The 23,341-nt window shown below is 39.5% G+C and carries 22 protein-coding genes; all 22 read right to left on the bottom strand.

Going from position 1 to position 23,341, the window contains the following annotated elements:
• Window positions 1-93 precede the first annotated feature (93 nt).
• On the bottom strand, window positions 94-639 hold the full coding sequence (locus BG04_RS05330; RefSeq protein ID WP_013058796.1) for an outer spore coat protein CotE: 546 nt from the start codon (window positions 637-639) through the stop codon (window positions 94-96).
• 225 nt (window positions 640-864) lie between these two features.
• Window positions 865-1,296: a YlbF/YmcA family competence regulator gene (locus BG04_RS05335; RefSeq protein ID WP_013058797.1), complete on the bottom strand. Its 432-nt coding sequence runs from the start codon at window positions 1,294-1,296 to the stop codon at window positions 865-867.
• A gap of 1 nt (window position 1,297) precedes the next feature.
• Complete coding sequence (gene miaB, locus BG04_RS05340) at window positions 1,298-2,827, bottom strand: tRNA (N6-isopentenyl adenosine(37)-C2)-methylthiotransferase MiaB (protein ID WP_013084741.1); 1,530 nt, start codon at window positions 2,825-2,827, stop codon at window positions 1,298-1,300.
• Between the two features lie 555 nt (window positions 2,828-3,382).
• On the bottom strand, window positions 3,383-4,249 hold the full coding sequence (locus BG04_RS05345) for a 2-oxoacid:ferredoxin oxidoreductase subunit beta (RefSeq protein WP_034649280.1): 867 nt from the start codon (window positions 4,247-4,249) through the stop codon (window positions 3,383-3,385).
• Window positions 4,236-5,993 carry a 2-oxoacid:acceptor oxidoreductase subunit alpha gene (locus tag BG04_RS05350; RefSeq protein ID WP_034649277.1) on the bottom strand — a complete coding sequence of 586 codons (1,758 nt, stop codon included), beginning with the start codon at window positions 5,991-5,993 and terminating at the stop codon, window positions 4,236-4,238. The genes BG04_RS05345 and BG04_RS05350 overlap by 14 nt, the downstream gene beginning before the upstream one ends.
• A 17-nt stretch (window positions 5,994-6,010) precedes the next feature.
• On the bottom strand, window positions 6,011-6,187 hold the full coding sequence (locus tag BG04_RS30535; protein ID WP_155276292.1) for a hypothetical protein: 177 nt from the start codon (window positions 6,185-6,187) through the stop codon (window positions 6,011-6,013).
• Window positions 6,188-6,371: 184 nt separating this feature from the next.
• Complete coding sequence (locus tag BG04_RS05355) at window positions 6,372-7,289, bottom strand: dipeptidase (RefSeq protein ID WP_034649274.1); 918 nt, start codon at window positions 7,287-7,289, stop codon at window positions 6,372-6,374.
• Window positions 7,290-7,364: 75 nt separating this feature from the next.
• Window positions 7,365-7,625: a stage V sporulation protein SpoVS gene (spoVS, locus tag BG04_RS05360; protein WP_003181955.1), complete on the bottom strand. Its 261-nt coding sequence runs from the start codon at window positions 7,623-7,625 to the stop codon at window positions 7,365-7,367.
• Between the two features lie 223 nt (window positions 7,626-7,848).
• Window positions 7,849-8,646 carry a TIGR00282 family metallophosphoesterase gene (locus BG04_RS05365; RefSeq protein ID WP_028410858.1) on the bottom strand — a complete coding sequence of 266 codons (798 nt, stop codon included), beginning with the start codon at window positions 8,644-8,646 and terminating at the stop codon, window positions 7,849-7,851.
• 81 nt (window positions 8,647-8,727) lie between these two features.
• Window positions 8,728-10,287 carry a ribonuclease Y gene (gene rny / locus BG04_RS05370; protein ID WP_013058803.1) on the bottom strand — a complete coding sequence of 520 codons (1,560 nt, stop codon included), beginning with the start codon at window positions 10,285-10,287 and terminating at the stop codon, window positions 8,728-8,730.
• 280 nt (window positions 10,288-10,567) lie between these two features.
• Window positions 10,568-11,605 carry a recombinase RecA gene (gene recA / locus BG04_RS05375; protein WP_013058804.1) on the bottom strand — a complete coding sequence of 346 codons (1,038 nt, stop codon included), beginning with the start codon at window positions 11,603-11,605 and terminating at the stop codon, window positions 10,568-10,570.
• 199 nt (window positions 11,606-11,804) lie between these two features.
• On the bottom strand, window positions 11,805-13,046 hold the full coding sequence (locus tag BG04_RS05380) for a competence/damage-inducible protein A (protein ID WP_034649269.1): 1,242 nt from the start codon (window positions 13,044-13,046) through the stop codon (window positions 11,805-11,807).
• A 16-nt stretch (window positions 13,047-13,062) separates the two neighbouring features.
• Window positions 13,063-13,647, bottom strand: coding sequence for a CDP-diacylglycerol--glycerol-3-phosphate 3-phosphatidyltransferase (pgsA, locus tag BG04_RS05385; protein ID WP_034649266.1), 585 nt, complete (start codon window positions 13,645-13,647; stop codon window positions 13,063-13,065).
• A 144-nt stretch (window positions 13,648-13,791) separates the two neighbouring features.
• Window positions 13,792-14,775 (bottom strand): helix-turn-helix domain-containing protein, encoded by a 984-nt coding sequence (locus BG04_RS05390; protein ID WP_228459493.1) that lies wholly within the window; start codon window positions 14,773-14,775, stop codon window positions 13,792-13,794.
• A gap of 12 nt (window positions 14,776-14,787) precedes the next feature.
• Complete coding sequence (locus BG04_RS05395) at window positions 14,788-15,579, bottom strand: DUF3388 domain-containing protein (protein ID WP_034649265.1); 792 nt, start codon at window positions 15,577-15,579, stop codon at window positions 14,788-14,790.
• 213 nt (window positions 15,580-15,792) lie between these two features.
• Window positions 15,793-16,053: a DUF3243 domain-containing protein gene (locus BG04_RS05400; RefSeq protein ID WP_013058809.1), complete on the bottom strand. Its 261-nt coding sequence runs from the start codon at window positions 16,051-16,053 to the stop codon at window positions 15,793-15,795.
• Between the two features lie 65 nt (window positions 16,054-16,118).
• Window positions 16,119-16,844, bottom strand: a complete 726-nt coding sequence (gene ymfI, locus BG04_RS05405; protein ID WP_013084748.1) for an elongation factor P 5-aminopentanone reductase — start codon at window positions 16,842-16,844, stop codon at window positions 16,119-16,121.
• A gap of 63 nt (window positions 16,845-16,907) precedes the next feature.
• The gene (yfmH, locus tag BG04_RS05410; protein ID WP_025750276.1) at window positions 16,908-18,191 is read right to left on the bottom strand and encodes an EF-P 5-aminopentanol modification-associated protein YfmH; all 1,284 of its coding nucleotides are present in this window, start codon (window positions 18,189-18,191) and stop codon (window positions 16,908-16,910) included.
• Window positions 18,178-19,473, bottom strand: coding sequence for an EF-P 5-aminopentanol modification-associated protein YfmF (yfmF, locus tag BG04_RS05415; RefSeq protein WP_013058812.1), 1,296 nt, complete (start codon window positions 19,471-19,473; stop codon window positions 18,178-18,180). The genes yfmH and yfmF overlap by 14 nt, the downstream gene beginning before the upstream one ends.
• A gap of 258 nt (window positions 19,474-19,731) precedes the next feature.
• Window positions 19,732-20,691 (bottom strand): ABC transporter permease, encoded by a 960-nt coding sequence (locus BG04_RS05420; protein ID WP_013084750.1) that lies wholly within the window; start codon window positions 20,689-20,691, stop codon window positions 19,732-19,734.
• Complete coding sequence (locus BG04_RS05425; protein WP_016765365.1) at window positions 20,688-21,749, bottom strand: ABC transporter permease; 1,062 nt, start codon at window positions 21,747-21,749, stop codon at window positions 20,688-20,690. The genes BG04_RS05420 and BG04_RS05425 overlap by 4 nt, the downstream gene beginning before the upstream one ends.
• Window positions 21,746-23,275, bottom strand: a complete 1,530-nt coding sequence (locus BG04_RS05430) for an ABC transporter ATP-binding protein (RefSeq protein WP_034649261.1) — start codon at window positions 23,273-23,275, stop codon at window positions 21,746-21,748. The genes BG04_RS05425 and BG04_RS05430 overlap by 4 nt, the downstream gene beginning before the upstream one ends.
• Between the last annotated feature and the right edge of the window lie 66 nt (window positions 23,276-23,341).

Genomic DNA, 23,341 nt, shown 5'->3' on the forward strand with positions numbered 1-23,341 from the left:
GCGCATTCGACAAAAAGCAATATATTTTTTTGTTTTTATAAGAATTTTCTTAAAATAGTAAAAATAAAAAAACTAGGAAGAACTTCTTCCTAGTTACTCATCGTCCCCTAATATAAAATCAGGATCCAAATCTTCAAATTCATCGTCATCTACGTCTAAATCAAACTCGTCTTCATCATCGCAGCCTTTCGGATTTACTGCAACACAAACCTTTGTTTCACCAATCACTTCCGCCAACAATTCTCTCTCTACTTGAACAATCGTTTTATTGCCATTTGGTGAAATTGTGCACTCTAGGCAATTTGGCTGCTGCAGCACGCGAACAATTACTTCGTAATCGTCTCCAATCGAATCTTCATCTTTATAGCGCAGCTTAATATTATCTTTGTATGATACGGTTTCCGTCCAAACTTCGGTTTTTGTATTATTATTGTACGAATACCAAATATTAATATCATATCTGCCGTCAACTTCTACATTGCTGCCGCTTTTCTTTGCTTTGTACTCATGGTTAATCACCCAGCACCCTAAGATGCTTGTTGGTCGATTTTTCGGTGCAAGCGTATGAGACGATTGTGTAAACTTGCGACCTTTACCTACGACTGCTTTTGTAATAATTTCTCTATAGTGTTGTGACATGTGAGCATACCCTCCTCAAACTATCTTCATTTCATCCTATGCAGGCTCATTCACTTGTTTGCACATTATTTTTAAGAAACTAGGTTTAAGGCATAAAAAACCTATGTTCCATTGTATGCAAGGATATAGAAAAACGTGACAATTATTAGAGAGAAAATCTGCCCAATTTTTATACCACGGAATGCACAAAAAAATGCCTCAGCAAATTGCTGAGGCATTTTTTCTTTATGAGCAGCTAGATCCAGGGCTGTTTCGCACCTGTGAACCTGTTTCACCGCGCAGTAAGTCACCATCTGTTGACACAATAATTTCATCCGTTACTGTGTTTGAAATAGTGTTAGCAACAAGTTGAAGCAAATCATTCACGTTTATTTGAGACTCTTGAAACTGCTGAATAATCGGCAGTTCATCCAACTCTTCCTGTAAACGATCGATTTTTGCCTCCACTTGTTTTAACGCTTCTGTTTTACCATAATGTTGGAAATTAACAGCTTGTTTTTGCAAACTTTTAATGCTTGCAATGGTTTCACGCACTTTTTGATTTTCGTTAAGCTGAGCTTCGGCACGCTTGAAGAAATCTACTTCTTCCGTTTCAGCAATCATTTTTGCCAGCTCTTGAGCACGTTTAATTACGTCACTCTTGTTATACTGCGCCATATTACTTCACCTCTGCTGTTTCTTCTACCATTTCCCCGTTTAATGTCCATGTTTTGGCTTTTGTAACTTTTACTTTTACAAGTTGCCCAATCACTGACTTAGGTGCTTTGAAGTTTACAAGCTTACTTTTTTCCGTGTAGCCTGCTAATACTTCCGGATTATTTTTACTTTCACCTTCTACTAATACTTCGACAACTTTACCTTCATATTCCTTCAATTTCTTTGCAGAAATTTCATTTACAAGAGCATTTAAGCGCTGAAGACGCTCTTTTTTCACTTCCATTGGTACGTTGTCTTGCATCTTAGCAGCTGGCGTACCTTCACGAGGTGAATAAATAAATGTATAAGCACTATCAAATTCAACCTCACGATATAGCGACATTGTTTCTTCAAACTGCTCATCCGTTTCATTTGGGAAACCAACAATAATATCAGTTGTTAAGGATGCTGTTGGAATGGCTTCTTTAATTTTACGAACAAGCTCTAAATAATGTTCACGAGAATATTTTCGTGCCATAATTTTTAAGATATCGCTGCTTCCTGATTGAACAGGCAAGTGAATGTGGTCGACAAGATTTCCGCCTTTAGCAAGAACTTCAATTAAACGGTCATCAAAGTCACGAGGATGACTTGTTGTAAAACGGATACGAGCAACGTCAATTTTACGGATTTCGTCCATTAAGTCGCCTAGGCCGTACGTTATGTCTTCAAAATCTTTTCCGTATGCATTAACGTTTTGACCTAAAAGCGTAATTTCTTTGTAGCCTTGAGCAGCTAAGTGACGTACTTCTTGGATAATGTCTTCTGGACGGCGGCTTCGTTCTTTTCCTCGCGTATACGGAACGATACAGTACGTACAGAACTTGTCACAGCCGTACATGATGTTAACCCATGCTTTGACGCTGCCTTTACGTGCTCTTGGAAGGTTTTCAATAACGTCCCCTTCTTTAGACCATACTTCAATCACCATTTCTTTTGCTAAGTATGCTTCGTTTAAAATGTGAGGCAAACGGTGAATGTTGTGTGTACCAAAAATCATATCCACGTGCTGATGTTTTTGTAAAATTTTATTTACAACTGACTCTTCTTGAGACATACACCCGCAGACGCCGATTAATAGCTCAGGGCGCTCGCGCTTTAAGGCCTTCAAGTGTCCTAATTCACCAAACACTTTATTCTCCGCATTTTCACGGATCGCACACGTATTCAATAAAATAACATGAGCATCTTCAACAGAGTCAGTTGGCTCGTAGCCAAGGCCTAGAAAAATACCAGCCATTACTTCTGTATCGTGCTCATTCATTTGACAGCCGTACGTACGGATATAAAACTTACGTCCCTGTCCCATTCCATGAAACTGTTCATCGATTGCAAAATCATTGTGATAGGAAACTTCTTCTTTTCCTCGTTTTTTCGCATCTTTTAAAGAAGGTGGCATGTATACTGTTTGAAAATATTTGCTGTAATCCTTTTCGGATTTTTTGTCCGCTGGATTAACTTGGTTGCTTTCTAAACGTTGTTTTTCGTTCATAAAAAAATCTCCTTTCACCATGACAATTGTCACGTTGCACCTGTAAATCGCAAAAAAATGTGACAGCCCTATGCTTATGCATAAAACTCATCACATTAACATAGTATATAACTTTCAAGTAGCGAACACAATCATATACCTATTTTCTATACCTGTTTCGTTAAAATTCCATTCGGCTTTCGAAACATTTCTTAAATCACAAGAAGAGATTGATACATAACTAAATTATTCTATTTTAGAGACGAACAAACGGGATAAAAGAGCTCATAGAAATTCGCTTATTACACCGCTGTTGATTTCTGTGCAAAACTTCGCTTTCGGCGAGCGGTCGATGAGCCTCCTCGTCGCTTCCGCTCCCGCGGGTTCTCACCTATTTCGCTTTTCTCGCAGGAGCCTTCTCCTAGCTCTCCAATTAACAGCTAGAAACCACTCACTACATGAAACCTACGTTCGCTATCACTATGAAAAAATCCGAACGAGTTGGATTCTCCATCAAGAATCTCAGTTCACCGTTCGGATCTTCTCTCTACTAAACTGCTTTTATTGCAGCCTCTTTTACATAAATTCAGCTACTAGCTCATCAAACTTTTCCTCAGTCATACCTAAGTCTGCTTTTGACAGCGGCTCTTCACTATAACCGTGAACAAGCTGCTGATACGACGGCTGATGCGCATTTTGATAAATAAGTCCTGTTACTAAGCCGTTATGCTCCATTAACGTCTGCATAGCTTGCATACGATTGTTTGCATCATAACCTTCAATTGTGCTAAGACTAGTTAGGTTTTCTTTAAACCAATCATACGTGTTCACTTTGTTATACGTTACGCACGGGCTAAATACGTTAATTAAAGAAAAACCTTTATGCTGGATGCCTTGTTCAATTAAGCTTGTTAACTCTTTTAAATTCGTTGAAAAGCTTTGAGCCACAAACGTTGCTCCAGAAGTTAACGCAAGCTCCATGACAGATAAAGACGACTCAATTGATCCTTGAGGCGTACTTTTTGTCTTGAATCCTACTTCACTACGAGGAGATGTTTGTCCTTTTGTTAAACCATAGATTTGGTTATCCATTACGATATACGTCACATCGATGTTTCGGCGAATCGCGTGTACCGTGTGTCCCATACCGATAGCAAACCCATCTCCATCGCCGCCAGATGCGATAACGGTTAAGTCACGATTAGCCATTTTTACACCTTGAGCGATTGGAAGCGCACGTCCGTGAATACCGTGAAAACCATATGAATTAATATAACCAGAGATACGTCCAGAACATCCAATACCTGAAATAACAGCAAGCTCATGAGGTTCTAAACCTACGTTAGCAGATGCGCGTTGAATGGCTGCTTGTACGGAGAAATCTCCACACCCCGGACACCAGTTAGGTTTTACACTGTTACGAAAATCTTTAAACGTTGCCATTTAACACAAACATCTCCTTACTTTTTGCGTATACTTCTTGCGGAAGAAATGGATTTCCATCATACTTCAATACGCTTTGAATTTTATCATGACTTGCAATATTCATTTTTAAAATATTAGCAAGCTGTCCAGTAGCATTGTTTTCAACGACGACTACTTTTTTAGCTCCTTGCACGTAAGGAAGCAGTTCGTCAGCTGGGAAAGGATGAATTAAACGAATGTGAGCGTGATTTACTCTTATACCGTCCTGTTCCAAACGTTCCATTGCCTCTTCAATAACTCCACGCGTCGAATTAAATCCAACAAATAAAATATCAGACTCTTTTTCATGAGAGTGAACATGAATTGGCGTATTAAAACGAATTCCTTTTGTTTTACGAAGACGCTTATTCATTTGATCATCGCGGTTCACCGGAGATTCAGATGGCTTTCCTGTCTCATCATGTTCTACTCCCGTTACGTGATGAATTCCATGCTTCATTCCTGGAATGACGCGTGGTGATACACCGTCTTCTGTTACGCGGTAGCGCTTGTAGTACTGTTTTTCTTCCAGCTCTTCTAGCTCTCCTTGGTGAAGCTTACCGCGGCGGATTTCAACGCGGTTATAGTCAAGCGGTTCTACTGATTGCTTCCCAAGTGAAAGCTGTAAATCCGTTAGCATAATAACTGGACACTGATATTCTTCTGCTAAGTTAAACGCTTCAATCGTATCGTAGAATGCTTCTTCAACCGTACTTGGCGCCATGACGATCTTCGGAATTTCACCGTGCGTACCGTAAATCATAGCCATTAAATCAGACTGTTCTTGCTTAGTTGGAAGCCCTGTACTAGGACCGCCGCGCTGCGTATCGATAATCACAACAGGCTGCTCAGTGATACCCGCTAATCCAATCGACTCCATCATTAAGGATAAACCTGGTCCAGCTGATGCTGTCAGCGCGCGTACGCCTGCATAGTTAGCTCCGATAGCCATCGTACATGCTGCGATTTCATCTTCTGTTTGAATAACGGTTCCACCGAATTGAGGAAGCTTTTTAATTAAGTATTCCATGATTTCTGAAGCAGGGGTAATTGGATATGCTGGCATAAAACGAGCCCCACCGGCTAAAGCACCTAGCGCAATGGCATCGTTTCCAATCATAAACATACGTTTTTTACCATCCGCTGGATCTAGTTTCATTGTTTCTAATTGTTCGCCTAGCTGTTCACGAATGTAATCTGCACCTTTTTTAATAGCTTCCATGTTTTTTTGTACAACTTTTTGGCCCTTTTTACCGAAGATTTCAAGTACTACTTCTTCAAATACTTCTGTGTCAATATGAAGCACAGCACTTGAAGCGCCTACAGCAACCATGTTCTTCATTAGCGACGTTCCTAATTCCGTTGCAATTTCCGTAAACGGAACAGCATATAGCGTAGCAGTTGTACATGTTTCGGGCAGACTTGGGTTGAATTTCGCATCTGCAATTACAACGCCTCCTACGCGCAGCTCATGGACGTTTACATCGATTGTTTCCTGATCGAACGCAACTAAAATATCCAAATCATCTGACACAGATCGAACTTGAGTTGTACTCACTCGAATCTTATTATTTGTATGTCCACCTTTGATACGAGAAGAAAAATGACGATAGCCGTATAAGTAATAACCTAATCGATTTAAAGCGGTTGAAAAAATTTCTCCCGTACTTTCGATTCCCTCACCCTGCTGTCCGCCAACTTTCCATGAAAGTTGCTGTACCATAAATCAACGCCACTCCTTTAATTGCTCATAATATAGAAATCTATTTTATTGATAAAAACTGAAAAAAGTAAATTAGCAAACGATTTCATTTGCTTCTGCATTTCACGAACCAAAATCATCTGCAAAACTCCCACAGCACCTTGCCGCTGTGCAGGATACGTTTCTGCTTGAACAGCTCCATAATCCGTTTTCAATTTTATTCCGATTGCCAGAAAAATGCAACCCTTTCCATTGAATTCTCAATCGTTTTAATTATATTTATATTTAATGAATAAGATGAAGTTTTTTAATGATCTTTTCTGCCTTCACATGAGGCATTAGTATATAAATAACTTCTATAAAAAAGAGCTTTTCCAAGAAGAAAAAGCTCTTTTTTTATTAGCTGCATACGCGATCAGCAAAGTTTTGAAACAGAAAACGTTTTACCTGCTCCTCAGTGTAATGCTTAAGGAGTTCTTCGATTAAATTCGTATACTGTTCATATCTTCCGAGACGATGAACCGTTTTGTCAATGCCGTCAAAGTCAGAGCCAAAACCAACGGAGTATTCGCCTCCTCTTTCACACATGTAATCAAGATGACGGATCACATCCTCTATTTGCGCTTTGGCAGAACTCGTTAAAAATTCAGGCACAAACGTAATGCCAATCACGCCGTTTCGCTTTATTAAAGCATGAATTTGATCGTCTCTTAAATTCCGCGGGTGAGAACACAATACGTGTGAATTGGAATGAGTAGCCACTACATATTGTGCTAGCTCAATCACATCCCAAAAACCTCTTACCGATAAATGAGATACATCCGTCCACACTTTATGTTCATTATTCAATTCAACAACTTCTCTTCCAAAAGAAGATAACCCTGCGCCTCGAGGTTCTAAAATACCGTCACACACGGCATTGCTATAATTCCATGTCAAACCTACTGAACGTACACCCAGTAAAAAAAGCGTCTTTAAGCGAACTAAACTTGTATCAATGGCATCGCACCCTTCAAGCGTCAGCATTGCTCCTATTTCACCTTTTTTCAAGCTATCTATATCGCGTTTTGAACGAACCCATTTCACACCGGGAAGCGACAAAATATGACTCTGAAACAGCTGTATCATTTCTAACGCAACATCAAAGCGCTGAGCTGCCGGAACTGCTTCTGGAATATAAATAGCGAATAGCTGAACTTTCCCATTTGCTTTTTTTATTCCTTCTAACGTCACATGCAGCGCTGAATCATATGTAAAAGATAAACGTTTATTTAACCAGAGCTTCATCAATACATCACAATGAGCATCAAATATCACAACCCACACCCCTTTAACTCTATACAAAAAGGACCTGTTTGGCTTCTATGCTTTACAGGTCCGTGGTTTTTATAATTATCGCGGCTCTACAATTAATTTAATGGCTGTTCGCTCTTCTCCATCAATTTGAATATCTGTAAAAGCTGGGATGCAGATTAAATCAACCCCACTTGGTGCAACGAACCCTCTTGCGATTGCTACAGCTTTTACTGCTTGGTTAAGCGCCCCGGCCCCAATGGCTTGAATTTCTGCTGCGCCGCGTTCGCGCAGCACGCCTGCTAAGGCACCAGCAACTGAATTTGGATTAGACTTTGCTGAAACTTTTAATATTTCCATATCTAGCTCCTCCTTATTCTTTACAATGTATGATGAGAGATCATTAGACCAATGACTTAATTGATTTCAATGTTACTATATTCACGATATGTCAAACGTATTCCTGCTTGTTTTTCCTAAATATTCAAAAACTTATATTTCTACACCTTTCTTTTTTCTTTTTACGTTTTTGACAAAATAAAAAAGCCAACGTATCGTCTTTCGACACATTGACTTTTTCCCTTTATTCAAAAAACGGATGGTCTTCGTTAATTAAAATTCGCTCTGTTTTTGTTGCTTTCCCCGTCTTTTGATCAATATCGATAACGATTCCACTAAGCTGCGTTCTTCCTTCTTTTGGCACTTCAAATCGAACAGGAAGAGACGTTAAAAAACGCTTAATAACAGCTTCGCGCTCCATCCCTAAAATGCCGTCATATGGTCCCGTCATTCCTACGTCAGAGATGTAGGCTGTTCCTTTTGGCAATATACGATTGTCAGCTGTTTGAACATGCGTATGAGTGCCGACAACAGCGCTGACACGACCGTCCACATACCAGCTAATCGCTTGCTTTTCACTTGTTGTTTCAGCATGAAAATCAATAAAAATGAGCGGAGTGCGCTGACGTGCTTCTTCAATCATTTCATCCGCTTTTTGAAATGGACAATCAAGCGGAGCCATAAACGTGCGCCCTTGTAAATTAATCACGGCTACCTCAAGCTGATTGTACGTAAAATACGTAATTCCCTTGCCGGGTGTACCTTCAGGAAAATTAGCTGGACGAACAAGATTTTTTGCATCGTCAATAAAATCAAAAATTTCACGTTTGTCCCACGCGTGGTTACCAAGGGTAATAATATTAGCCCCTGCTTGCAAGAACTGACGATAAATCTTTTCAGTAATGCCTTTTCCTGAAGCTGCATTTTCTCCATTCACAATTGTAAGTCCCGGAGAGTATTTTCTTTTTAATCTTGGTAAATATTCTTCAACCATTTCACGGCCTGGAGAACCAACTACGTCTCCAATAAATAAAATTCTCATGTAAAAGCTCCTATACTTCATTCTTAATCTGCATCTTCATCTCTACGAAAAAAAATAAAGTGGCGAAACGCCACTTCATTTTTATTTTGCATACTCTACTGCTCTTGTTTCACGAATAACGGTTACTTTGATGTGGCCAGGATAATCCAGCTCATCTTCAATTCGTTTTCGGATATCTCGAGCAAGTCGATGCGCTTCTAGATCACCAATCGTATCTGGTTTCACCATAATACGAACTTCACGCCCTGCTTGAATCGCAAATGATTTTTCAACGCCTTCATAAGACTCTGAAATTTCTTCTAACTTTTCAAGACGACGAATGTAGTTTTCTAATGTCTCACTACGAGCACCTGGTCTTGCAGCAGATAATGCATCCGCTGCTGCAACTAGTACAGCAATGATTGATGTTGGTTCTGTATCTCCATGGTGAGAAGCAATCGCGTTAATAACAACCGGATGTTCTTTATACTTTGTAGCTAATTCAACACCGATTTCTACGTGACTTCCTTCTACCTCATGATCAATTGCTTTACCAATATCATGTAACAATCCTGCTCGTTTGGCTAACGTTTCATCTTCACCTAATTCAGCAGCCATAAGTCCTGATAAATGCGCTACTTCCATTGAATGTTTCAGCACATTTTGACCATAGCTTGTTCTGAATTTTAAGCGACCAAGAATTTTCATCAAGTCTGGGTGCAACCCGTGAACACCGACTTCAAACGTCGTTTGTTCACCAACTTCACGAATATATTCGTCCACTTCACGGCGAGATTTTTCAACCATTTCTTCAATACGCGCGGGATGGATACGACCATCTTGAACGAGTTTATCAAGTGCAATTCTTGCTGTCTCACGACGAATTGGGTCAAATCCTGATAAAATAACTGCTTCTGGCGTATCATCAATAATAAGATCAATTCCTGTCAAAGTTTCAAGCGTACGGATGTTTCGACCTTCTCGACCGATAATTCGGCCTTTCATTTCGTCATTTGGCAAGTTAACAACTGAGACAGTCGTTTCAGCAACATGATCTGCTGCGCAACGCTGAATAGCAAGTGAAAGAATTTCTTTCGCCTTTTTATCGGCGTCTTCTTTTGCACGGTTTTCTGTTTCTTTTACCATTATTGCAATGTCGTGGGAAAGTTCATTTTCAACACGATCTAAAATAATCGCTCTTGCATCTTCTCTTGTTAAGCTTGAAATGCGCTCTAGCTCTGTTTGCTGTGCACGTACTACTTCTTCAACTTTGCTTTCCATCTCTTCAATATGCTGTTGTTTAACAGTAAGAGAATCATCTTTCTTTTCAAGTAACGCTTCACGTTTATCAAGTGATTCGTCTTTACGATCAAGATTTTCCTCTTTTTGCATTAATCGATTTTCTTGTTTTTGAAGTTCTGCTCGACGATCACGAATATCTTGTTCTGCCTCTGTACGAAGCTGATGGATTTCATCCTTCGCTTCTAGTAAAGCTTCTTTTTTCAAAGCTTCCGCCTCGCGGGTTCCTTCATCAATAATTTGTTCTGCACTAGACTTTGCTCCCGCAATTTTAGCTTCAGCAATCGATTTACAAACAAAAAAGCCAACAACTGCACCGACGATTAGGCCAAGCAAAGCGAAGATGATTGTATTAGTATCCATCATTTCACCTCCCCTTGCTATAAACTTGTAAGTTTTAAATTTCATGTCGGCATGTACATCGTATTCACCTTTCAATATACACACAAAGGCTTTTAAACGCTAAAATGTTTTAAAAAGGGAAAATATACATCTTAATTGTAAATCTGTGCATTTTTATTGTCAAGCCTGCCTCTACAGTATATATTGAAATTTCGTATGTTACTTTTCTAGCATTAACAATTTTTACAAAAAAAAGACCCCTTCTTTGAAATAGAGGAGTCTTTTTTTATCTCGCAGCAAATTAAATATTTAAATCGCCTTGATCGTCATCCTCAGGAGCTGGCTCTCCATCTTGGTCTAAACCATGATGTTCACGCACTTGTCCCGCAATTTCCTGACGAATATCAGTATTTTCTTTTAAGAATTGTTTTGCATTTTCACGACCTTGACCTAGACGCTCGTCATTATATGAATACCAAGATCCACTTTTTTGAACAATATCTAGTTCAGAAGCGATATCCAAAATTTCACCCTCTTTTGAAATACCTTCTCCGTACATAATATCTACTTCAGCAGCACGGAAAGGCGGAGCTACTTTGTTTTTCACAACTTTAATTCTTGTTTTGTTACCTACAATATCGTTTCCTTGCTTTAACTGCTCTGCACGACGCACTTCTAGACGCACTGAAGAATAGAATTTAAGCGCACGTCCACCAGGAGTTGTTTCAGGATTACCAAACATAACGCCGACTTTTTCACGAATTTGGTTAATAAAGATAGCGATTGTTTTAGACTTATTGATAGCTCCAGATAGTTTACGCAATGCTTGAGACATTAAACGAGCTTGTAGACCCACGTGAGAGTCTCCCATTTCTCCTTCAATTTCCGCTTTTGGCACTAATGCTGCTACTGAGTCAACAACGATAATATCTACTGCACCGCTTCGAACTAAAGCTTCAGCGATTTCTAAAGCTTGTTCTCCCGTATCAGGCTGAGATAATAATAGCTCATCAATATTCACACCTAATTTTTGAGCATATACAGGATCTAACGCGTGCTCCGCATCGATAAATGCAGCCTGTCCGCCCTGCTGTTGAACTTCTGCAATCGCATGAAGAGCAACTGTTGTTTTACCTGAGCTTTCTGGACCATATACTTCAACTACACGTCCACGTGGATATCCACCTACACCTAAGGCTATATCTAACGCTAATGAACCACTTGGAATTGTAGAAATTCTTTTTTCCGTTTGTTCACCTAATTTCATAATTGAACCTTTACCAAATTGCTTTTCAATTTGTTTTAAAGCCATATCAAGGGCTGCTTGACGATCGTTCACTCAATTTCCTCCTCTATCTCTTTGAAATCATCTATAAACTGCAAACTTACTACGATGTAGTAGCAATGTCGAATTAACAACTTTCTATAACTTACTATACTAGTTTTTGAGTCGTTTGACAAGCAAAAAGCGAATAAATGTTCGTTTGTTATTTTATAAAAAAAAGGCTGTTTTGGAAAAACCAAACAGCCTTTTTTCTTTATTTCTTTATCATCTTTAATACGTAATGACAGCCATAATTAACCGTTCGTGAACGAATCCCCTGGCGGCTTCCAGATAGCTGCAGGCTGTAAACTTGAGGAGCTTGATCTTTATAGGCTACCCCTATATATACTGTTCCTACAGGATGTCCTTCTTGTTTGGAGGGTCCAGCTACACCTGTAAACCCGATGCCAATATCCGTTTTGCATAACTGTTGAATACGCTGAGCCATTTCAGCCGCGCACTGCTCGCTAACGGCTCCGTACTGATTCAGCGTGTGTTCGCTCACTCCGAGAATATTTTGCTTGATTTCATAATGATAGGCGACCAGGCTGCCTTTTACAGCTTCTCCAGCACCTGAAACAGATGTTAAACGTTCGCTGAATAAACCGCCGGTTAAACTTTCGGCTGAAGCAATCGTTAATCCTTGTGCCGTTAATTCTTTTACCAATTCATTATGTAAAGAAGTTGCTTCGTATCCATATAAATACTCGCCTACGCGCTCTGAAATGGTTTTTTCCATTTCGTCTAACATGCGCTGTGCTTCAGCAGCATCAGCGTGCTTAGCAGTTAAGCGAAGCGTCACTTCTCCATCTCCTGCTAGCGGCGCGATCGTCGGGTTGGTTTGCGCATCAAGCAAATCTTCAATTTCCGTCTCAAGCTGTGATTCCCCTATTCCGAAAAAGCGAAGAACGCGTGATTCAATACTTTCTTTTAATTCAAGCTTTTGAGCTAAAAATTCTTGACCATACGATTCATACATTGGATAAAGCTCTTTTGGAGGCCCGGGGAATAACATATAGTGTTTTCCCTCTACCGTAAGCCCCATACCTGGAGCCATTCCGTAATCGTTAGGGAGCACTGCCGAACCTTCTAGCACAATTGCCTGTTTTTTATTGTTAGGTGTCATGATACGATTTGACTGTTTAAAATAGGCTTCAATGCTTTCAAGTGCTTCTGCATTTGTTGTCAGCTCTACTCCTAGCACACTCGCAATTGTTTCTTTTGTTAAGTCATCTTTTGTAGGACCAAGCCCGCCTGTGAAAATAATTAACTCTGCACGCGTTTGAGCTGTAGCAATCACTTCTTTTAAGCGCTGTGCATTATCTCCTACTACCGTATGATAGTAAACATTAATTCCAAGTTCGGCTAATTTTTTCGATAAATACTGAGCGTTTGTATTGGCAATTTGTCCAAGCAGCAGCTCAGAGCCGACTCCAATAATTTCAGCGTTCATCATATCATCTCCATCTTACTTATTTTGAATTAACAAAAGCCTGTTTGTTTTTAGCAAAGTAGTCCCAGCCTGAAATAACCGTAAAAATCACTGAGATCCAAAGCATTACGCTAGCAAATGGAATGGAAACCCATTCAAAAGGCAAGTTATACAACAGAATAGCTGAAATAGCTAAAATTTGAGTCCATGTTTTAATTTTACCTAACATATTTGCTGCTACAACTTCCCCTTCCCCTGCTAGTACAAGTCTTAAACCTGTGATAGCAAATTCACGGCTAATAATGATGATAGCAGCCCATCCTGCACCTGCAATTAAATCTAAGTCAACAATAGCTACAAGCGCAGCTGAAACCAATAGCTTGTCTGCTAGTGGATCTAAAAATTTGCCCAAGTTCGTGACTAAATCGTACTTTCGAGCATAGTATCCGTCTATCCAGTCTGTTGTAGATGCAATAATAAATAATGCTGCCCCTAATAGATGAGCGATCGGAATCTCTTTTCCTGCCGCCTCTACTGTGCCAAATGGTAGCGGCACCAACATAAAAATGAGGAATACGGGAATTAGAAAAATCCGCGAAATGGTAATCTTGTTTGGTAAATTCACTTCTTCTGCCTCCAATTACTGTTACAAACTGAAAGCGTGCAAACGAAGTTGTTTGCACGGCTTTAGTTTTATTATAGCGTGAATGAGTGATTAATTCACATATTATCTTTATTTACACCCTGATCACTTTTTAAAACAGGGTGTTTACTGTGCTTCTGCCGGCTGATATTGAATCGTTACAACTTGTCGAACTTGCTTGGATGAATCAAACGGCAAGTCAACCGCTTTTCCATTTACTTTTAACTCTACCCCAGGTGAATAACCGATGTTGACACGAGCTTCAGTTTCTTTCGTCAAATCAAATTCTTTTGTTTCACCTTTTTTTAGAATGGAGCTAAAGAAAGCATTTCCTTTTCCATTTTTTACATCTAACCAAGTATCTGCTTGAGTGGATGTTACTTCTAGATTAAATGCATCTGTACCGGAAAGAGCATACGTAGCACTTCTGCCTGTTTTTTGAACTTCCTTGTATTCTTGTTTACCGCTGTCTTTCTTTTCTTTTTCAGCTTTTTCTTTCTCAGCTTTTTCTTTTGCGGCTTTTTCTTTTTCAGCTTTTTCTTTTTCTTGTTCTTTCTTATCAGCAGCACTTTGTTCATCTTCTGAGTTGCTATTGTCATTTTTTGCAGTAGTTTCATTCGTTTCTTCCTGCGTATTAGACTGCTGAACTTCGCTGTTTGGAGCTTCTTGATTAGCCTGCTCCTTGTTTTTATCCGAGACGATATTTTGAGCGATTACCCAAATAATAATCCCAACAACTACAACTCCCGCCACCACTAGAACAGTTGGAAGGTAGTCATATGCTTTTGAAACTCCTTTTGTATGCTGAGGAATTTCTTTGCGGCTGCGAACGCGCGAAAGCTGCTGCGGCATGTCTTCTGTTTGAGTTGAAGGAATGTCTGATTTGTATTCTTCAAAAATAGCATCTGTGTCCAACCCAATTGCTTCGCAGTATTGCTTAATAAACGCTCGTACGTAAAATTTCCCGGGCATAACCTCATAATTGCCTTCTTCAATGCCAAGTAAATAGCGTTTTTGAATTTTCGTTAGTTTTTGTAAATCCTCTAACGACAATCCTTTGCTTTCTCGTTCTTGTCTTAACCTTTGTCCTAACTCTGTCAATGCTAACACCTACCAATTATGCTAAAAATCAAACATCGATAATCCACCGTCTTGAAACATTTGAGGACCTTCCATTATTTCATATGTAATTTTCTCATTGGGGTCGTTTCTTATTTCAATAATGTAGGCAAAATCATCTAACGAATACTCGGTATTTTGTACAAATACATCCGGATGCTCCACAATTTTTGTCGCGGGTACATTCATTATTTCTCGTACAAGCTGCCAGTGCTTTTCATTCGCTCGTTTTGTCGATACAATCCCGTCAATAATAAAAATATTATCGGCGTTGTATTCGTCAGCAATAAGCTGACTGCGAATCGTTTGTTTTAAGAGTGTAGAAGACACAAAAAGCCACCTTTTGTTCGCACATACGCTAGCTGCTACAATGGATTCGGTTTTGCCTACTCGCGGCATACCTCGAATGCCGATAAGCTTATGACCGTCTTGTTTAAACAGTTCCGCCATAAAATCTACGAGCAAACCTAATTCATCTCTTACGAAACGGAACGTCTTTTTATCATCTGCGTCCCGCTGAATATAGCGACCGTGACGCACTGCTAACTTATCACGCAATTTAGGCGGTCTCATTTTTGTCACAATGATATTATCCATTGTTTTCAAAATAGATTCAAGCCTGTCTATTTGCTCATGTGAATCACAGCGCAGCAATAATCCACGGCGAATATCATCCACTCCATTAATTGTGACAATATTAATTGACAACATTCCAAGAAGCGATGAAATATCACCTAAAAGACCCGGACGATTTTTTTGTATTTGATATTCTAAATACCACTCAATTTTCTCCATCAAACCCCTCCCATTTCTTGGCTGGCCTTCGAGAGGTGCCCCCTTTTTTTCACCTAGTTTAACTATAAATGATTTCCATTATATTATAAACCCTAAAGACAAGTAGTTCTACATTTGTTATGTATGTAAGCGCTTATTTATTTGTACTATTTATTTCTAAGAAAAAAGGAGCTCTCACACACGGTGAATTAGCTCCTTTTTAGAAACGATAACTTATTTTACTGATCCGTTATTTTGAACTAATTTCACCATGCTGCTCGCAATCGCATGCTGCTCTTCTTTAGAAGCAACGCTCCAAAGGTCTGCTAAAATTCGCTCTTGATCATTTTTTGCATCAACTTGGTTTGCTAAATATCCACCAATTTGATAAGCAAGATCATGAATAACTTCTTCTTGCATTCCTTCGTTTTGCGCATGATGTAAACGGTCGCCTAAAAAATCTTTCCAGCTATCCCAGTTTTCTAATACTGACATGAGTAGCCCTCCTTAAGGTTTATTCATATCATAGTTTGTACCTTGTTTTTGATTTTATGCACACTTTATATGTACCAGCCGCCATTAACCGATAATATTTGTCCCGTTATGTAGGAAGCTCGTGAAGATATTAAATATGAAACCGCCTCTGCCACTTCTTTTGGATATCCTATTCTTCCTAAAGGGATCTCTTCAGCCAGCTCTTTGACCTCTTCTTTTGAATAGCTGGCCATCATATCCGTTTCAATCGCTCCGGGCGCAACTCCATTTACTCGAACCCCACTTAGTGCAACCTCTTTTGCCAAAGCTTTTACAAATGTATTTTGTGCACCTTTCACCATTGAATAAAGGACTTCAAATGAAGCTCCTGTAAGTCCCCAAATGGAAGAAATCATGATGATTTGTCCGCTTTTAGCACTAATCATTTTAGGTAATAAAGCTTTGGTAATAACAAAGGGAGCCGTGATGTGAAGATAGATCATTTCTTCAGTTTCTTTTGCCGGAGTATCTGTCATTAACCCGCTAACGCTTCGTCCGCTGTTATGAATAATAACTTCTACCGGAACAATAATTTCCTCTAAAAACTTCTCCACTCCCTCTTTACATGATAAATCCGCTTGTACCGTAAACACCGTTTTTACCTTTTCAGCAAGCTCATGTGCAAGCGCCTCTATTCTGTCTCTTCGTTGATGGTAATGCAAAATAAGCGAATATCCATCCTCAGCCAATTGCTTAGCAATCGCTGTGCCAATTCCTCCGCTTGCACCTGTCACAAGGGCAAATTTCTCCATAACCTTCTCTCCTTTACATGCAAAAAAGCTGATGAACATCAGCTTTTTTGGCAACAATCATCTTTATTTAGGTACTACTTCACAAACCGTAAAGTTCTTTTCATCAATAATCTCGTTTAGCACATCTTTTATTTCGTTCACCTTCAGTTTTTCCAGCGTTTCAACAATATCAAATAAATTCATATCATTAAATGCATAGCGTGTAAACTGATTAGCGATAAACTCAGGTGAGTTTAATGAACGTAAAAATCCGCCGATTTTCTTTTTACGGATACGCTCAAGCTCCTCTTCTGTTAGTGATTTTGTTTTCATTTCAAGTAAAATTTGTTTAACTCGATCATACAGCTGCTCCGGTTGGTCCGTATCTCCTCCGATAAGAGCAAAACCAAATCCTCTTTCCTCCGTATAATCATAAGCAAATGTTTCATCAATGAGCCCGTCTGCATATAACTCCTCATAGTACGAAGAGCTTTTTCCAAATGCGTAATCTAAAATAATATTCATTGCTAACTCATATTTAAGCATTTCTCCACCTGAACGCTGCGGATTTTTCGCTTTTAGACCCACCATACATTTAGAAGACTGCACCGGCATTTTTAGTACTTGTTTTTCTTGATCCACCGTTTCAGGCTCTTCGTCAAAATGACGCTGTATGTCAGAGATTTCTTTATAATCTTTTTTCTGCTGATTGTCTCGAACTTGCTTCATTACTTTTTCCGCATCAACAGGACCTACAATGAACAACAGCATGTTGCTTGGATGGTAGAACGTTTCATAGCATGTATACAGCAGATCTTTATTAATATGTGAAATCGATTCGATCGTGCCGGCAATATCAATTTTAACAGGGTGGTTTTTGTACATATTTTGAATGGTGCCAAAATACAAGCGCCAGTCCGGATTGTCGTCATACATTGTAATTTCTTGACCGATAATGCCTTTTTCTTTTTCGACCGTTTTTTCTGAGAAGTACGGCTCTTGTACAAAGTCCACTAATGTTTCAAGGTTTTCTTCAAAATTTGACGTACAGCTGAATAAGTAAGCTGTGCGGGTAAAAGAAGTAAATGCATTGGCCGAAGCGCCTTGTTTACTAAACTGCTGAAAGACATCCCCGTCTTCTTTTTCAAATAATTTATGCTCTAAAAAGTGTGCGATTCCGTCCGGAACTTTTGTCATTTCATTTTCATTTAGTGGTACGAATTGATTGTCAATCGATCCGTAGTTCGTTGTAAAGGTAGCAAACGTTTTGTTAAACTCCGGCTTTGGCAAAATATATACCTGCAGCCCGTTATCCATTTTTTCATGATACAGCTGTTCCTGAAGCTGCGAAAATTCAATTTTCTCCATTTTCTTCACCGCCCGTTCCTGTTAAGAAATAAATTGTATCCATTTCAATTTTCTCAGCCACTTTAATAATTTCCTGCTTAGATACCGCATCAATATGCTTTAAGTATTCGTCAATTGAAATGTCTTTGCCTGTTAATTCATTATGATACATAACCTCTACTAGTCCTCGTGGAGTATCCACCGTTTCAAGCAGCTGATTGTGAATGACGGCTTTTGTTTGAGCGATTTCGCCGTCTGTGAACGACCCTTGCTTCATCTCCTGCATTTGTTCTTTAATAATGGTCACGGCTTGGTCGTAATTTTTAGCATCAATACCCGACATGACCATCAGTAATCCCTTATGACTTTCTACCCTTGAAGCGGCATAATAGGCTAAGCTTGCTTTTTCACGCACATTGATAAATAGCTTAGAATGTGAGAAACCTCCGAATATACCGTTAAATACTTGCAGAGCAAAATACTGTCTATCTCCGTATACAACATTTGTGCGGTAGCCAATATTTAATTTCCCTTGTTTTACTTCTTGTTTTTCCACTACTTCATTTACTTTTGAGATATCTTTAGACGTAATAGAATCTTCAATGTCTTTTTGCTCGCGCTTTGGTAACGTAAATGTTTCTTTTACTGTTTGTAAAACCTCTTCGACTTGCAAATCTCCAATAGCATAAAGGTGAATGGCATCTTCTTTTAACACCTGCTGATAATAGGCGTACAAACTTTCACCTGTAATTTCTTCCACGTCGTCAATTTGACCGTTTACATGTAAAGAGTAAGGTTCTTCTTTACACATTTCTTCGACTAGTCTTAAATTAGCATAGCGCATTTTATCATCAAATACGGCTTGAATTCTCTGACGAAGCGAACGCTTTTCTTTTGTCATAATATCCTTTAAAAAAGAGTCCCCTTCAACTGCTGGCTTTAATAAAATATCGCCAAGAAGCGCTAACGCTTTTTGCAAAAGCGGAGTTGAATCTTTCAAATATTTTTCATTCGCTATATCAATGCGAATCGTAATATCGTGGTTATCACCTTTTTTTGTTAAGTCTACTTGTAAAGTAGCACCATAAAGCTCATCTAAATATGTACGAAGCTTTGTCGTAGACGGCAGCGACTCGGTAGCGCTTTGAAGCACATAAGGTAAAAGGGCACGCATTGTCACCGTTTTCTTATCTAAAGGGGCATTTAGTTTTAAAATGAACGTGTTTGTTTTGTACTTAGCTGTTTGAATGGTATGAACAGTCAATCCTTCTAGTTCATGTTTTTGTTCAGTCAATAATTTCATATATAAACCTCCTTTTAAATTTTGATGTATTAACTAGACAATACTTCTATTTTGAATCTTTAACGCTAATTTTAGTCTTATAACCACTATATCGAATTCAAGGAAACATTTTCAAGTAACTTGCCGCGCGCTTCCTCATTTCTTTTCATATTCTTTCTCTCAATGAAAAAAAGGCGGAGAAAAGAATATGATTCCTTTGTCTCCACCTTCTATATTTATCCAACTTTAGTCATTGTTAGACCTCGTATAGAGGATTTATTAGCGGCGGCCTTTTTCATAAGGAACGCCTAGCGCTTTAGGAGCCTCAGCACGTCCTACAAAACCAGTGAGTGCTAAGATTGTTAATACGTACGGTGCAATGGTTAAAAGGACGGATGGGATATCTTGAATAACCGGAATCTGAGCTCCCGTGATACTCAAAGACTGTGCTAATCCGAAAAACATGGCTGCACCTAAAGCACCAATAGGATGCCATTTTCCAAAAATCATAGCTGCAATAGCAAGGAACCCTTGTCCAGCAATCGTTCCCGCTGCAAAATTTGTAGCGATAGACGTAGCATACACCGCTCCGCCGATTCCAGCGAACATGCCGGAAATCATAACGCCAACGTAACGCATTCTTACAACTTTGATCCCCATCGTGTCTGCTGCCATTGGGTGTTCACCAACTGAACGAAGACGAAGACCAAACGGCGTTTTATAAATGATGTACCATACAGCAAAAGCTAGCGCAATTGCAATGTAAGACGTAATAGGAACATTCGAAAACAGAATTTTGCCGATTACTGGAATGTCTGATAGACCTGGAATACTTACTTTATCGATACGGAATTGGATAAAATCTGTTTGTCCTTTCCCAAAAATCTTTTTGATTAAAAAGATTGAAAGACCCGCAGCTAGAAAATTCAGCGCTACACCACTTACAGTTTGATCTGCTTTTAATGTAATACTTGCAACAGCATGAATCAGCGAAAACACAGCGCAAACAACAGCCGCAATTACTATCGCTACCCACGGGGCCCAAGCACCTAATGAATCCTGAAGTAAAAGGGTTGAAACAATACCTGTGAACGCGCCAAACATCATCAGCCCTTCTAATCCGATGTTCACGACCCCGGAACGTTCACTAAATATCCCTCCAAGCGCGGTAAAGATAAGCGGTGCAGCTGAATAAAGCGCCGCTGGAATAATAATGGCTAACACCTCTAAGAAGTTCATTTTGCTCCCCCCTTGCCTGCACGGCCAAGCACCCAGCGAATTAAATAACTAGATGCAACAAAAAAGATAATAAGCGCAATGACAATTTGAATTAATTCAGACGGTACCCCTGTCATAAAGTTCATTTGAGGAGCCGCCGTTTGCAATCCTCCGAAAAAGAATGAAGCTAATAAAATTCCAATTGCGCTGTTAGCTCCTAAAAGGGCTACGGCGATACCGTCAAACCCCGTACCCGTAAACGCAGTGAATGTGCCCATATACTGAAATGTTCCAAGCCCTTCCATTGCCCCGGCAAGCCCGGCAAAAGCGCCTGAAATCGCCATGGATAATACAATGTTTCGGCCTACATTCATTCCTGCATACTGTGAAGCATGTTGATTAAAACCAACAGCTCTTAGCTCGAAGCCCTTAGCTGTTTTATTCAAAATAAACCACATTACGACGGCTGCAGCGATGGTAACAAGAATGCCGTAATGAAGGCGGGAGTTATTGGTTAACTGTGCTAAAAAGCTTGATGCTAAAGATGCCGATTCTTTAATATCATACGATTTTTCATTACCCGCATATAAATACGTACGGATTAAGCTGCTCGTTGTATAAAGGGCAATATAGTTCATCATTATGGAAACAATTACTTCATGAACATGAAATTTTGCTTTTAAAAATCCTGGAATAAACGCCCAAACTGCTCCAGCTGCAGCTGCTGCTAATACAGCTAAAGGAATATGAATGACCGCTGGTAAATCAAACGCATACCCAACCCATACTGAAGCCAACCAGCCAACTAAAAGCTGTCCTTCTACTCCAATGTTAAAGAGACCAGTTTTATAAGCAAACGCAACCGCGATACCAGCCAGAGCAAGAGGAGTCATGGCACGAATCGTTTCTCCAATGGCTTTTGGCGTTCCAAACATCCCGTCAAAAAGAGATTGATAGCCAAGCATTGGATCATAGCCGCCTAGTAACATAATAACCGCTCCGGCAATGAGTCCTAATATGGCCGATACAACAGGGATCAAAATCATCATTACACGTTCATTTTTCACAAGTTTATTCATGCTGTTCCACCCGCTTTCTCACGCGTACCGCCTGCCATTAATAAGCCTAACTCTTGTTCATTCGTTTCTTTTGGATCTACAATGTCGACTATTTTCCCTTCATAAATAACCGCAATGCGATCGCTTAAATTTATTACTTCATCGAGTTCTAGTGAAACGAGCAGCACTGCTCGTCCTTTATCTCGTTCTTCAATCAGCTTTTTATGAATAAATTCAATGGCTCCTACGTCCAGCCCCCTCGTTGGCTGAGCCGCAATTAATAGTTCCGGACTGCGGTCTACTTCACGGGCAATAATGGCTTTTTGCTGATTTCCGCCCGATAGCGATCGCGCTTGTGTAAATTCACTAGGCGTTCGCACATCATATTCTGCAATTAGTTCTTTTGCCTTTTTATACATCTCTTTATAATTTAAAATACCTGATTTAGACATCGGCTTTTGATAATACGTTTGAAGACCAATATTTTCACCTATTGTATAATCTAATACCAGTCCGTGCTTATGACGATCCTGCGGAATATGTCCTATTCCTGACTCCGTAATTTTACGAGTGGATAACGTAGACAATTCTTGATTTTTTAATGTGATCGAGCCCGACTTTATTTTTCTCAGACCCGTAATTGCCTCAATCAGCTCTGTTTGACCATTACCATCTACACCCGCGATGCCTACAATTTCGCCTGCCCGAACGCTTAGATCAAGTGAACTTACAGCCTCTACTCCTCGGCTGTCTTCTACTACTAATTCTTTTATTGTTAACACAGCTTCTTTTGGAGTCGCTGTTTTCTTTTCAGTTTTAAAATGCACTTCTCTTCCTACCATTAAAGCAGCAAGTTCATCAGGGTTGGTCTCTTGCACATTTACCGTGCCAACCCCGACGCCTTTTCGGATAATTGTACAGCGGTCACACACTGACATAATTTCTTTTAATTTATGCGTAATTAAAATAATCGACTTTCCTTCTTGAATTAACTTTTTCATAATTTGAATTAATTCCGTAATTTCCTGAGGTGTTAAGGCGGCAGTAGGTTCATCAAAAATAAGAATGTCAGCTCCTCTGTAAAGCGTCTTTAAAATTTCCACTCGCTGCTGCATGCCAACTGAGATATCTTGAATCTTCGCATATGGATCTACCGATAATCCATATTGATTTGAAAGCTCTTGAATATCTTGAGCTGCTTTTTTAATATTAATTTTTCCCGTTCGCGTCGGTTCGTTTCCAAGAATAATATTTTCTGTTACTGTAAAGTTTTGAACGAGCATAAAATGCTGATGAACCATCCCAATTCCTAAGTCATTCGCTACGTTAGGGTCTGTGATGTTGACTTCTTGGCCGTTTACACGAATCTGCCCTTTTTCAGGCTGATAAAGTCCAAATAAAACGTTCATCAGCGTTGACTTACCCGCACCATTTTCTCCTAACAAAGCATGAATTTCTCCCTTTTTCACTTGGAGTGTAATATTGTCATTAGCGACAATACCGGGAAACTCTTTGCGAATATCTAGCATTTCAATAACATATTCCACTGCTTTCACTCCCTATTCCTGCCTGCTACAGGATTCTGTCTTCCGTTTTTTGGCTATGAAAAAGGC

Source organism: Priestia megaterium NBRC 15308 = ATCC 14581, assembly GCF_000832985.1.
Classification (GTDB): domain Bacteria; phylum Bacillota; class Bacilli; order Bacillales; family Bacillaceae_H; genus Priestia; species Priestia megaterium.

What these genes read in the sequence shown, in the direction of transcription:
- BG04_RS05425 (WP_016765365.1), bottom strand. Translation starts at nt 21,749, where the DNA reads ATGAATAAACTTGTGAAAAATGAACGTGTAATGATGATTTTGATCCCT.
- miaB (WP_013084741.1), bottom strand. Translation starts at nt 2,827, where the DNA reads ATGAACGAAAAACAACGTTTAGAAAGCAACCAAGTTAATCCAGCGGAC.
- yfmH (WP_025750276.1), bottom strand. Translation starts at nt 18,191, where the DNA reads ATGGAGAAAATTGAATTTTCGCAGCTTCAGGAACAGCTGTATCATGAA.
- rny (WP_013058803.1), bottom strand. Translation starts at nt 10,287, where the DNA reads ATGGATACTAATACAATCATCTTCGCTTTGCTTGGCCTAATCGTCGGT.
- BG04_RS05420 (WP_013084750.1), bottom strand. Translation starts at nt 20,691, where the DNA reads ATGAACTTCTTAGAGGTGTTAGCCATTATTATTCCAGCGGCGCTTTAT.
- BG04_RS05335 (WP_013058797.1), bottom strand. Translation starts at nt 1,296, where the DNA reads ATGGCGCAGTATAACAAGAGTGACGTAATTAAACGTGCTCAAGAGCTG.
- yfmF (WP_013058812.1), bottom strand. Translation starts at nt 19,473, where the DNA reads ATGAAATTATTGACTGAACAAAAACATGAACTAGAAGGATTGACTGTT.
- BG04_RS05365 (WP_028410858.1), bottom strand. Translation starts at nt 8,646, where the DNA reads ATGAGAATTTTATTTATTGGAGACGTAGTTGGTTCTCCAGGCCGTGAA.
- BG04_RS05350 (WP_034649277.1), bottom strand. Translation starts at nt 5,993, where the DNA reads ATGGTACAGCAACTTTCATGGAAAGTTGGCGGACAGCAGGGTGAGGGA.
- spoVS (WP_003181955.1), bottom strand. Translation starts at nt 7,625, where the DNA reads ATGGAAATATTAAAAGTTTCAGCAAAGTCTAATCCAAATTCAGTTGCT.
- BG04_RS05400 (WP_013058809.1), bottom strand. Translation starts at nt 16,053, where the DNA reads ATGTCAGTATTAGAAAACTGGGATAGCTGGAAAGATTTTTTAGGCGAC.
- ymfI (WP_013084748.1), bottom strand. Translation starts at nt 16,844, where the DNA reads ATGGAGAAATTTGCCCTTGTGACAGGTGCAAGCGGAGGAATTGGCACA.
- BG04_RS05395 (WP_034649265.1), bottom strand. Translation starts at nt 15,579, where the DNA reads ATGGAGAAAATTGAGTGGTATTTAGAATATCAAATACAAAAAAATCGT.
- BG04_RS05345 (WP_034649280.1), bottom strand. Translation starts at nt 4,249, where the DNA reads ATGGCAACGTTTAAAGATTTTCGTAACAGTGTAAAACCTAACTGGTGT.
- BG04_RS05380 (WP_034649269.1), bottom strand. Translation starts at nt 13,046, where the DNA reads ATGATGAACGCTGAAATTATTGGAGTCGGCTCTGAGCTGCTGCTTGGA.
- BG04_RS05330 (WP_013058796.1), bottom strand. Translation starts at nt 639, where the DNA reads ATGTCACAACACTATAGAGAAATTATTACAAAAGCAGTCGTAGGTAAA.